This window comes from Neorhizobium petrolearium (genome assembly GCF_029854435.1).
Taxonomy (GTDB): Bacteria; Pseudomonadota; Alphaproteobacteria; order Rhizobiales; family Rhizobiaceae; genus Neorhizobium; species Neorhizobium petrolearium.
The window spans coordinates 328,230-340,259 of record NZ_CP123001.1 but is presented as its reverse complement, the minus strand read 5'-3'; the positions used below and the strand labels follow the sequence as shown (position 1 = coordinate 340,259).

Here is a 12,030-nt window from a genome sequence, read left to right as displayed (position 1 = left end):
CTCACGGTCGTCCGTTTTCGGGCAAGATGATTGCCGGGTCGATCGCGCCGTAGATCATGATCTGCCCGGCAAGCTGCAGCGGTTCCGACAGCACGCCCTGGACCAGCATGTTCGTGCTGTGGATCGAGGCCTGCCGGATGATCAGCGGAGGTTCGGATGTTTCCAGCTGTCGGACGACGTCATGAAACGCCTGCAAGCTGCCTTCAAGGTCCGCACGCACGCCGATATAGGTTGCGCCGTCGATCTCAATCTGCGGCGTGCCGCTGATCGAGGCGACCGTCGCGCCCGTCGCGCTTGCCACCGTGTTGATCCGCTCCTGAAGCTTGGCCTGAATGACGGGCAGGCTATCGCCTTCGATGAAGAGGCCTGTGCTTCCGGCGCCCCCATTTGAAAACTGAACGTCGGCGGAAGGCCTGCGGGCGATGATCTCATCAAGCCGGAAAAGTTCTGCCCGCATCTCCTCGATATTGCCGATCTTGCTGGAGAGGATCGACGCAAGTGAACCGATGATCACCACGATGATCGCGATGACGACGGCGAGGAGGCCAAGCGCCACCGAGCGCTGCACGGCGCGCGGCGCATTCATCAGTGTGATCAGAAGTTCCGTCATGCCGCCTCGATCCGAAGCCGGATTTCGAAGCGCTCACCGGCTTGGCCAGGAATGCGCACGACGGGGGAAATGAAGCTCGGCTGAGAGAACAGGTCGGACGCGTCCAGTGTCGCGATCAGGCTGGCGGCGGATTGCGCGGCAAAGCCGATGATCGTCATCGTATCGCCGTCGACCGACACATCCGTCAGCCAGGCGTCATCCGGCAGAACCCGTGTCAGTTCCTCCCAGACGCGCACCACGGGGACGGCCTGAACCTTCCCTTTCCGTGCCGCTTCGACGGCCGAAACGCTCTTCTGCTGCCGGTCGAGAAGCTTGCGAATCTCTAGGGCCTCAGAGCGCTTGACTTCAACAGCGGCGGCAAGCTCCTGTTGCGCCGCCGAATATTTGAGGAAAACATGCGCATAGGTCGCGCCGCATGTGACGAGCAGGATCGCGAACGCGGTGAGCAGGCCATTCCGCCAGTGGCAGATATGATGGAAGACAGGATGGAGGGTTTCGAGGACGCGAGAGGAAATCCAGTGGATTTCGTGGCCATCGCGAATGCCGAAACGCCGAATTTTGGTTCCCGATACCTGCAGTTGCGTGAGTGAGGGATCGATCACAGATTTCTTAATGACGTAGAAGTGAGCGCCGCTACCTGCAACAAATCCGGGAATTATGTGGACTTCTTGGGCTGTGAAAGGCGTTTTTTCCGAGAGCAACGCAGAAGCCACAGCAATCGATCTGTTAAAAGGCAACCTCTGTGCGGCTGAAGGCAGTTTCAAAAACTGCTCTCCGAAGACGATACTTTGGTCCGGGAAAAACTGAACCGGTCTTCGAAAGCTACTTCGCTCAGTATCCACCGCCGGACTTCCGACATCACCTGCGTCACGCAATTTAAAAAGTGCGCGAAAATTTTTCGCAGCACAATTCGACAGCAATTCGAAGAGGTCCGTGAGCTCCCCGCTCCACCAATCCAGAAAATCTCTTATCCTAGACATTTTGATCGGACCCACAAAGCGCATTGCCACGCCTCTACACATCTCTATAAAGACGCTAAGCTGGTTTCGATTTCCACCTCCGCAGCGATAGCCCTGAATAACGACAACTAGCTGAGAGGAACAATTACTCCCCTAACGATTTCAACAAATTGGCTACTTCCCGATTATTCGCGTGATTAGGCATAATCCCAAGCTCATCACTTTCAAGTTTCGAGAGATGATCAGCGATCTCCGATGCGACTGCCCGCTGGTGTAGAAGCCTTAGGATACCCGGGACGTATGAGTCGTACTCATCACGTGCCTGCGGCACGTCGTTTACGCCCAAAGGATCCCATTTCTCCAGCAATATGGCTTTAACGTCTCCAGATATATTCTTGCGGAACATTTTATTACCCTTCATTGAGGCCACACAGTCACAATATTTCCTTCTGGATTGATCACGACAGTAGCGTCGGCTCCGCGGTATTGAGTCGTTCCGTTTGACCTTGGAACGATCTTTAACGGGTTTCGAAGCGCGTCCAATATAGCTGAAGGTCCCACTCCTCGATTGATAACTTGATTGATTCCATGCCGGCTTATTCCTGTAACTTGTTGAGCTAATTCAATGCTGATATTTCCATCACGTGCAATTCTATCAGCTACAGACGAATTTGAGCCGCTTCCACTATTTGTGTTGATAAGGCCGTGTCCCTCGATTCCTGATCTCCCTCCGCGGCCGTCAAGCAAGATCGGATCAATTACTGTCGGGGAATGCCCAATCTGTTGATGCACACCTCCCGAGGAGCGCGTGCTTGCGTCGATAGCATCGGCACCAGACAAACCTACCATTCCGGAGCCATGTTCATCAACTCGGGCATATCCCATGAGTGCCTGATCCGCATCCTCTTCTTTCTTATCGCGCTGATTGGGCTGCAAATCTTTCGCTGCCTCGGTAATGTCCTTTGAGGCCTGGGTTTGAGGTTCAGTCTGCTCGTTGTCGGAGCCGCTATCGCCGCCTGTGCCTTCGCTATCCAACTTGCTGATGTCCGGACTGATGGAGTGCCCGTTCGGATCTGAGTTATTGACGGGATCGTTCTGGGCATAGGCGTACCGGTTGGTGCCGACGCCGTCGATTGTGGGGTCCCAGTCGTCAGGAGAGATAAACCTGCCGAATGCTGGATCGTAGTATCGTGCGTTGAGGTACATGAGGCCGGTTTCGGCATCGAAGCGTTCGCCGATATAGCCCTTCCTGGTCTGCATCGCCGTGTTGGTCGGCTGGCCATAGGCGGCATAGGCGGTCTGCTCGGCCGGCGTGCCGGTGTCGTTGGTCACCAGCCGGACCGAGGCGAGATGATCGCGGTGCAGGTAGCTCTTGGTGGTAGCCCCCGCCGCCGTGGTGGTGACCTTGAGGTCGGGATGCGGATAGCGGGTATAGATCTCCGCGCCGGGCGTGGTGCGGTCGATCTCGACATCGGCACTGGCATAGAGCGTCTTGCCGAAGGCCCAGGTCTTCATCGCCCGCGCTCCGTCCGGTCCATAGGCGAAGGTCACCGCCGATCCCGACTGCGTGACGCTTCCAAGCAGGTTCGACCGATCCCACACCAGCGTGCGGGTGCCGTCCGACAGCATGTTGCCGTTGGCGTCGTAGGAAAGCGTCTTCGTGCCGATCTTGGTCGCCGCATGCGGTCTCGCCGCAGTTCCGGCCGGATAGGTATAGGTCCCCATCTTCGTGCGCGACGTCAGATTGCCGGTCACCGAATAGCTGTAGGTCTCGTCGAGCGTGTTGTTGCCGAGATTGTCGGCCTTGGTCAGGCGGCCGAGATCGTCATAGGTGTAGGTCCAGCTGTCGGCAGTGGTCAGCCCGGTGATCGCCTTGATCCGACCGAGCTTGTCGCGCACCGTGTACTGATTGTCCATCAGCACCGTGGTGCCCTTCTTGGTCGTCACCCGCGTCAGCCAGCGCCGCTCCGGCGCATAGGCGAACGTCGTCGACACTCCGTTGGCATAGCTGATCGAGGTCGTCTGGCCGTCCGCCTCATAGGTTGCCGCGGTGATATGGCCGGGCACCGTCAGAAGCCGGTTGGAGATGTTGTAGGTCCACGGGGCCGACGCCGTGCCGACGTTGACGGCCGCCGGACTATAGGCGATCGCAAGCGTCAGGCCCGCCCTGCCCCTCGTCTCCACCGTCGTGTGGGTGATCCCGTCGATCACCGTCTTCGTCGTCAGCTTCGTGCCCGAGCCCGTCAGGCTGCGGCTGTAGCTGTGCTTGGCAAAGCCGTTGGAGGACACCGTCAAGAGCCCGACATCGTGGAACGGCGCGGCGCCCACACCGGCTTCGGCCGTGTCGTAGGTGTTGGTGGCCGTCACCGTCGCCGCCGTCTCGCCCGCACCCTTGACCGACTTCGTCCGCAACCGGCCCATCTGGTCGTAGGCAAGCGTCGTCACCGCGCCACGCGCATCCGTCTGGCTCACCAGCCGATTGGCGTTGTCATAGGTGTAGGACCAGTTGCCGAGATCCGGATCGCTCGCCGTCAGCCGGTTGCCCACAAGGTCATAGGTATAGGTCCAGGTCGCACCGCTATGATCGCGCACCCCTCTCAGCCGCCCCATCACATCGTAGGTGCGGCTTTCGTTGACCCAGGTACCGGAAAGGTTTCCGGAAGTGAGAATGACGTTGTTGTCCTTGTCGGTATAGGTGCGGCGGACCTTGCCCTCCTCGTCCGACATGCGCATTTCCATCACCGGCAGGTTCGTCGTGCCGCCGACCGCCGTCGCCGGCTGGACGTTGTAGGCGTAGGTCCGCTGCGAGGCGTCCGGATTGACCACCTTCACCACCCGGTCATTCCAGTCGTAATAATTGACCGTCAACCTGGACGCCTCGTTGGAGAAGCGGGTCGCGGCCGTCTGCCCCACATTGCCGCGGGCGTCATAGCGCGTGTCGGTGACACGCGTCGCTCCACCGGCCACATCCGGCGGCGTCTGCACCCGCCACTGCCGCGCCAGTCCGTCATAATAGGTGCGCGTGTAGACATTGCCCGATCCGGTCGCCAGCGGTTCGTAGACCACCACCGACTGGGTCGCGGGAATACCCTCGTCGATATAGCGGGTGTTGACGTATTTGCCGGTGCCGGCGTTCGTGTAGCCGTACGGCCGGCAATAGGCATCGTAGGTGAAGGTCTCCTTCACCCCGTTCCAGTCCACCTTCGAGGCCGGCTTGCCGCACACATAGTCCGGCGTGTAGCTCGTCACGAACCGCGTGTCCGCCGGCAGGCCGCCGAGCACAAAATACTTGGGCGCCCGCTCCTTCACCACATGCAGGTGATAGGTCGCGTCGTAGTCCCATTCCGTCCGGTTCCCCACCCCGTCCACATGCGACAGCCGGTTGCCGTACGCGTCGAAGGTAAAATATTCGAGATAGGAGGCAGAAGTCGGCTCGACAGATTTGTAAGACCGCAGGATCGTCAGGTTGCCCTTGGCCGGCGGTGCTGCATTATCCGTGGAACCATCGTAGTAAAAAGCCTGGTGCCGCTCATACACATCCGTCGAGGTGCTGAACCCGCCCGAGCGGACGTTGCGTTGCCGCGGCAGCGACACGATATAGGCCGTCGTGTTTGGCGCGTAGGACGTCACTGTCCAGGTCTCGTCACCGGTCAAGTCCGTACGGCCGACATCCCGCAGCTGGGTTATGTTGCCATAGGCGTCGAAGATCCGATCCTTGCGCAGCACCAGCGAAGTGCTGCCTTCCGTCAGGGTCGTATCCGTCCGGGTGTTCAATGCCCGATACGGTTTGGTCGCCGCATTGACCGCATAGGTCTCCACCACCTTCTTCGAGGCGGTGTTCGCCGCGTCGCGGCTCACCGTCTGCGCCGGCAGCCCGTAGCTGGCCAGGTCCTGACGGTAGGTGATCTCTACCACGGGACGCGTCGTCTCGCCCCAGGCCAGCGGCTTCGTCACCGTGATCGTCTTGTAGCCCAGGAACTTGCGCGCCTTCGGATCGTAAAGCCCGCCCGCATAAGCATAGTCCGTCACCGCAGCCGTCGTGCGCCCGTCGCTCACCGTCAGCTTCGTCACCGCATGCAGAACCTGCGGCATGTAAACGTTCGTCCAGCGCGTCGACGGCGTGTAGTCAACCGCAACCGAACCGCCCGTCTCGAACTTCACCGTGCGGAGAAGATTCGGATTGCCGGCGCCGGGGTTGGAGACATAGGTCTTCCCGTCTCCGCTCACCAGATCCGGCAGACCGTCGCCGTTGAAGTCGCCGAAAGCGATGTTCTGGTCGAAGTCCTTGACATCAACCAGCCATTGCGCCCCGCTCGCCGTGAACGCGAGACGCCAGGGCATGCGGGTCGGGCGTGCCAGGTTCTGGCTGCGGTTCTTCGGCCCAAGGACTTCCACGCGGCCATCGTTGTCGACGTCCAGCAGCAAGGGAGATCCGAAGATCTCGCCATTGGCAACGCGGACGAATGACTTGCCGGTCGAAAGATAAACGACAAGCTTGTAGTCCCCTCCCGGCTCTCCGAGAAACTGCAGGATGTCGGTAGCGCCGTCTCCATTGAGGTCGCCGAGGACACAACGATTACCCGTACGCCCCTCATTCTTGCACTGTACGCCGCTGGCCGAGGCAGCCCAAGCGCCATTCACAAAACGAAAATTTTCCGCATCGTTCGCCGCTGCTAAAACGCCCTGGCGTCCATTGCCGGCGAAATCGGTCTTTCCGACCAGCGGTTTCGAGAAATTGATACGCGTATCCAAACCATCGCCGTCATGGTCCAGAACCGATCCGCCCTCGGTCAGGAGAGCACACACAGCGGCATAGGTGCTCGAACACGCTCCGAGACTTATATTGAGATTGGCGTCCGCTCGACCGGCGCGGTTTTCCTTATAGTCGGTGTGCGTAGTGCCTTCCTCGGGGGTGAATGATGTCACACGCCACTTGAACTTGAATCCGAGGTCCCTTGGTCTTTCGGCGGCAAACCGCCCGGAGGAAAACTCGACCTCCAAAGAGGTGGAATCGCTCGGTCCCGTGCTTGGCGGCTTTGGGAAATTAACGCCTATGCCGGCCGCCGTGCCGTCATCGGCAAATTTGGTAAAACGCCAGGACCGACGGGGACTAAGATATTCTGCGTCGCAATTGACCTCACCACATTGGGACGTATCGGCGACCCAGCCATAAAGCTCATCCCTGCCATCGGCATTGAGATCTATTGATCCCGCCTGGGCGGACGGGAAACCCCCGTATTCTGTTACCCGGCCTCCGGTTACACCGGGCTTGGCGGCATAGCTGTACGCCAGGTTGTCGTAGGTCATCTGCCGGATGGTTTTGACGGTGGTGCCGGTGATGGTGCCGTCCGCGGCGACAGTGGCATCCTTGCCGTAACGGTCGACCTTGACGAGCCTGGACGTGTTGGAGAACGGCGCCTGGTCGTAGGTCAGGGCATAGACGTTCCGGACCGCCGTCCCCACCTTCACCGAGATCGTCTTCACCCTCTTCTTCGTGTAGGACAGGCTCAAGCCGTTCGCCATAACGAGGAAGTCGGGACGGTCCTCGTAATAGAACGTGATCCCCGCACCCGAATAGCTGATCGACTTGGCATAGCAGCCAGGCAGGTCCGGGCAGCTATAGCCGTAATTGACCACCTGCCCGTTGGTGTCCTTCACCTGGGTCAGCAGATAGCGCCCGTCGTGCTGCAGCTTGTAGTCCGTCGTGCCCGAGGCCGGGCTGGTGCCGGCAATCGCCATCACCGACTTGAACAGCGACACCGTCCCGTCCCGGTCGGTCACCGTCCAGGTGTTGGCCGCCGCGTCGAAGCTCACCCGCTTGAAGTTCTCGTTCTCCGTCACATGCGTGCCGCCGGCCGTACACGAGGCCGCCACCATGCCCTCGGCGCAGGCCACCAGTTCCTCGCCGTTCAGCAGATAGACGTCATTGGCATCGAAATAGGGATAGCCATAACCCGGACTTGCCCGCTCGATCACATCGAAACCGTCGAGCCCCCAGGCATAGCCCAGCCAGCCCTGGTAAAGGCCGCCCAGCCTCGTCTTGCGGGCAGAACTGTAGGAAAGCGCGATCTTCGGCTCCAGGCCGCGAAAGGCAGGGACGTCGATGGCAATCTTCTGGGTGAAGAAGCCGTTGCCGCCGATCTCCGGCACCGATGGCCTTTCCGGCGCGTTGACCGCCGGTGCTTCCTGGCTGGTTGCCGCCGCCGCCATCGCCGTCATCGCCTGCGGTTCTGCGGCATTCTCGTCCGTCGCCTCGGCATCCGCCTTGTCAGCCTGCGGCTCTTCGCCTTCGCCGTCATCATCGGCCGGCTTGCCGAGCGCCGTGCCGTTCGCCTGACCGGCCTCGTCCTGACCGCCGACGCCCTTGCCGTTGGCGCCCGAGCCCTGGCCGATCGCCTGGGCCCGGTCCACCGCCCGATCGTCGGAAGAAACGCCGGAGCCATCCGGCTGCACGACCTGACCGCCCGAAGCGCCGGCAGATCCACCCTGCCCCGCCTCCACGGAACTCCCGCCGAGACCACCGTTGCCGAAGCCACTCCCGCCACTGCCGAAGCCGCCGCCCGCCGGCCCCTGTTCGCCGGCAAACGCAACACCGCCGAACATCCCATCCAGCAGCACTGCTCCCGTCACCCCACCCGACAAAACGCAAAGCGATACCGTGGCGGCCAAAGCCGCAAACCTTACCCGACTATCTCGCATGAGCCCCCTCGAATGCGAATCAGAACGTAATCAAAACACAACCCATCCTAGAATGCCCCGCCCCCAAAATCGCAACCCCCAAAATCAGGGGGTCATCGAAATATTATAAACCGCAAGAGCTTATAGCGTTCACGACCACAGTCACCCAGTGGCCTGCCACGCCACCGCAAAGCGGAGGCCACCAAGCCAGCAGTTCCGGCGACGATTAGTCCGGGACAACCCGGCGGAAGAAGGTTTAGGCTTGAGCGAACAGCTGCCGGAGGCCTGTTATGTGGATTAGACGTTCCCAAGCCCAGCTCTTGGAAGAGTTGATCAGGTCTCCTGACGAGATCGCACCACAGAGATAAAGTCGGCAACATCCATCAGCCACGCCTGCTGCGTCAGTCGATAGGTATTATGCAACCGCTTCGGCACGACGAGCTGTAGCTTCTTGGCCTGCATCTCGTCAGTCTGGTTTTCTGATATCCCGGGCTCAAGGGTAAGAAGGTGTTTTTCCCGGATCCGGAGAGCCTCCGACAGAACCTGGCGCCAGCGATCTTTCAGCGTCGACTTGGCACCGAGCATGGTCAGCCGTGCGTCCGGATAAAGCGGATCACGATACTCATTCTGCCCCGGGAACAGAAAATCGGGCTTGTTCCGGTTTTCTGTCTCCGCGCCCCGAACGTATCGAATCTGCTGGGCGGCAAAAACTGCCTCAAGATGATTTTCGAGGGCCTGTCCCGCCCGCGCCTTTCGTCGGTTCTGTACGCTCAACGAAAACGCCAGAAATCCTTCAACGTCAGCGTCGCCAGCCGCACCAAAGCCGCTGCCAATACGTGCGGCGACGATACGCCGTTCCAACCTTTTGAAAAGCTGCTCCTCGCGATCCATCCATGAGATCAGCGCGAGGTCCGGATTATCTGCAGCCGAAACCTCCGGCATCGATGTCCGCGCAAGCTCCGAAAACACGCGTGTTTTCGGGAAGTCGAGACCGAAGCGTTCGATGAGGCTATCGAGCCGATCGGCTTCAGGCTCCTCCGGCTCGATCCCCAGCTCATCAAGAATATAGCGCGCTGCAAAATCGAGTTCGGCGTTATGTGCGCCATCGATCTCCTGGAATGTGAAGGCGAATTCAGGCTGCTCCTCCAGCGCAAATAACCAGATGAGCTGGTTCTGGATTGTAGCAGAGGGCGTTACAACGACGAGGATCGAGCCATCTTGTTGCAAAGCCAGAAACAGCATGTCGCCAGGCTGCATCAGCTCGGTGACGGCGTTTGAGGAATAGTAGAGGTGATACTCCGGTGCGCGCGGCTTTCCTTTGCGGACATTAGACCAGCTCATGAAGCCTTCTTCCGCCATGGCCTCCTGTTCGCCGGATATCCAGATGAAGCGTGTAGCGATACCTCTGCGATCATCGTCACCCAGAAGCCGGCGAAGTGGTCTCGTGCCCTGAAACTCGTGCTGATTGGATTTGTGCGTGATTGTTTCCACCAGCGTCAAACGCTTTGCGACGACTCCGGTGAAGAGATCTGACAAAAGCCCGCGGCGCATTCTACCCTCCCCTGATTTCCAGTCGCGGCTGGTCCGATCTCAGCCACTCAGCACATGACTGAATGACATCCTCGAGAGGCAGTCGCGTTTTGCCCTTCAGGGCACACTCCCACACGACCGCCTGGCGCCAACCGGCCTCTGTCAGAGCTGCATGAGTCCGCTCATCGACGGCCCGATTTCGCGCTATTTTTGCCTGCCAGAACTCCGGGCGGGTTGTAGGCCATTTGAACAGGTGGCAATCGTGGCCATGCCAGAAGCAGCCATGCGCGAAGATGACCGCGTTGTATCGCGGAAGGACAATATCTGGCTTTCCGGGAAGCGAGCGATCATGCAGCCGGAATCGAAACCCCATGGCATGGAGCCCTTTGCGCAGCAGAAGTTCCGGCTTCGTGTTGGTACCACGGATACCCGACATCATCCGGCTGCGAACTTCAGCCGGGACGATGTCAGCCATGCGCGCTAACTGGCTCCCGATCGGGGCGAGTTACAGTCACAGGCGCTGCTAATGAGCGACCGGCGCCTCTCAGCAATGCGGACTCGATAAATGGCTTCATCGCCTCCGCAAGGAACTCTACCACCGGAACGACAACGGCATTGCCAAATTGCCGGTAGGCCTGAGTATCTGAAACCGGTATTTTCCAGCGGCGATCGCCCCGGTCAAAGCCCATTAGACGAGCGCACTCCAATGGTGTCAGTCGCCGCGGCCGCTTGCCAGGTTGTGCGACGAGAATTTCCGACCCGTCCTTGTAGTAGCGGGCAGAAAGCGTTCGCGTCACATCATCAGGACCAAACAGGCTGTATCCGAACCCGTTGCCTTTCGAATTATGCTTTTCCTTATAAGCCTGCAGATATTCCCACAGGCGTGGGGTCAGGGTGTATTTCGGATCGACCTCGTCATGCGGCTCAAGAATGCTGCCAAGTTTCGGTCCATTTCCCGGAAGCTTGAGGGATTTCAGATCGAAGTCGGTCGGCTCACGGAAACCGACAATGAAAATACGTTCGCGGCGTTGTGGTACCCAGTGCTCGGAGCTGATCACCCGTGTCTGAACGTTATAGCCAAGCTCGTTCGTGAGCACATTGATAATCGTGGCGAACGTCCGGCCCTTGTCATGACTTTCAAGGTTCTTGACGTTTTCGAGCACAAAAGCTGCAGGTCGATGATGCGCGATGATCTGGGCGGTATCAAAGAACAGCGTGCCCTGAGTATCGCATAGAAAACCGTGGGGCCGACCAAGTGCATTCTTCTTCGAAACACCTGCGATCGAGAATGGCTGGCACGGGAAGCCGGCAAGCAGGATGTCATGCTCCGGGATCAGGTCGGGGTTTTCGGCATATTCGCGAACGTCCCCCGCAAGGCGATGATTGTCGCGGAAGTTCAACCCATAGGTCTTTTGGGCATTCTCGTCCCACTCCGAGGTGAAGACGCAGTGTCCCCCAATACCCTGAAAGCCGATCCGGAGCCCACCAATACCTGCAAACAGATCGATGAACCGGAATGAGATTGGCCCCTTGCCGGCACATCTACGATCGGCAAGGTCTTTCAGCACCCTGAGCGCGAGATCAGTCGGGCGTCCCTCGCCGCTGACATAGCGGGCGGCGGTACGATCGGAAACTGAGATCAGGGATGCAGCCTCAGCTGATGTGAGACCGGCGCGCTGACACAAATGATTGAATTCGTTCTCGTCGGGTAGCGCTTGCTGCACGAATCACCTGCCGTCTATCTGGGTCATTTTTTGCCAAACTGGCAAAATTCTTCCCAGACAGCAAGCCATGTTCGCAAAATGTTCCGCCGCTTTTGGTCTTTGCGGCGCAAGGTACACAGTTAAATCAGATGCGAACTTACGATCATGCCCGGCCCTTCGAGAACTCCCTCGGAGCCAGCATGTGAAGGCGATCCTCCTCATGCGGCCAGTAAACCGTAAAGGTTGCGTCAGGATATTCCGCGGACTGGCATCGCAACTCGACGATCTGTCCGCGATCGATTAGCACCCTCGTGCTGCCCTCGTGCTGCCGCTTGGGCACGCAACAGTTCTTCGAGTGCCCGTGGCATCTCGATCATCGTGAGCTCGGCGAGCGGGTAACGACGGTCGATGAACGGATATTGCCCATCGGGCAATTCGGTTTCCATGCCAGAACTCCTGCCAAAGGTTTGCATGCCCCTCGCCTACCAGTCTCCTTCTTTGAGAGCAACACAAGTTGGAAAACAGGTTTGCAGGCTAAACCAAAGTGCCT

The 12,030-nt window shown here is 59.2% G+C and carries 7 protein-coding genes; all 7 read right to left on the bottom strand.

Translation table 11 applies throughout. The features are described from left to right. Position 1 precedes the first annotated feature (1 nt). Entirely contained in the window at positions 2-610 is a 609-nt protein-coding gene (gspM, locus tag QEO92_RS28480) for a type II secretion system protein GspM (RefSeq protein ID WP_227705531.1), read from the bottom strand. After that, positions 607-1,614 (bottom strand): PilN domain-containing protein, encoded by a 1,008-nt coding sequence (locus QEO92_RS28475; protein WP_227705530.1) that lies wholly within the window; start codon positions 1,612-1,614, stop codon positions 607-609. Before QEO92_RS28475 ends, gspM begins: the two co-directional genes overlap by 4 nt. 372 nt (positions 1,615-1,986) lie before the next feature. After that, complete coding sequence (locus QEO92_RS28470; protein WP_227705529.1) at positions 1,987-8,268, bottom strand: RHS repeat-associated core domain-containing protein; 6,282 nt, start codon at positions 8,266-8,268, stop codon at positions 1,987-1,989. A 312-nt stretch (positions 8,269-8,580) separates the two neighbouring features. Beyond that, positions 8,581-9,798: a type II restriction endonuclease gene (locus tag QEO92_RS28465; RefSeq protein WP_227705528.1), complete on the bottom strand. Its 1,218-nt coding sequence runs from the start codon at positions 9,796-9,798 to the stop codon at positions 8,581-8,583. A 1-nt stretch (position 9,799) separates the two neighbouring features. After that, complete coding sequence (locus QEO92_RS28460; protein WP_227705527.1) at positions 9,800-10,252, bottom strand: very short patch repair endonuclease; 453 nt, start codon at positions 10,250-10,252, stop codon at positions 9,800-9,802. Further along, a complete protein-coding gene (gene dcm, locus QEO92_RS28455) occupies positions 10,245-11,501 on the bottom strand; it encodes a DNA (cytosine-5-)-methyltransferase (RefSeq protein ID WP_280107544.1) in 1,257 nt (418 codons plus the stop codon). Before dcm ends, QEO92_RS28460 begins: the two co-directional genes overlap by 8 nt. Before the next feature lie 227 nt (positions 11,502-11,728). Beyond that, positions 11,729-11,926, bottom strand: a complete 198-nt coding sequence (locus QEO92_RS28450; protein ID WP_227705526.1) for a hypothetical protein — start codon at positions 11,924-11,926, stop codon at positions 11,729-11,731. Positions 11,927-12,030 lie beyond the last annotated feature (104 nt).

Coding starts and splice junctions, on each gene's coding strand:
- gspM (WP_227705531.1), bottom strand. CDS start 610: ATGACGGAACTTCTGATCACACTGATGAATGCGCCGCGCGCCGTGCAG.
- QEO92_RS28475 (WP_227705530.1), bottom strand. CDS start 1,614: ATGCGCTTTGTGGGTCCGATCAAAATGTCTAGGATAAGAGATTTTCTG.
- QEO92_RS28470 (WP_227705529.1), bottom strand. CDS start 8,268: ATGCGAGATAGTCGGGTAAGGTTTGCGGCTTTGGCCGCCACGGTATCG.
- QEO92_RS28465 (WP_227705528.1), bottom strand. CDS start 9,798: ATGCGCCGCGGGCTTTTGTCAGATCTCTTCACCGGAGTCGTCGCAAAG.
- QEO92_RS28460 (WP_227705527.1), bottom strand. CDS start 10,252: ATGGCTGACATCGTCCCGGCTGAAGTTCGCAGCCGGATGATGTCGGGT.
- QEO92_RS28450 (WP_227705526.1), bottom strand. CDS start 11,926: ATGGAAACCGAATTGCCCGATGGGCAATATCCGTTCATCGACCGTCGT.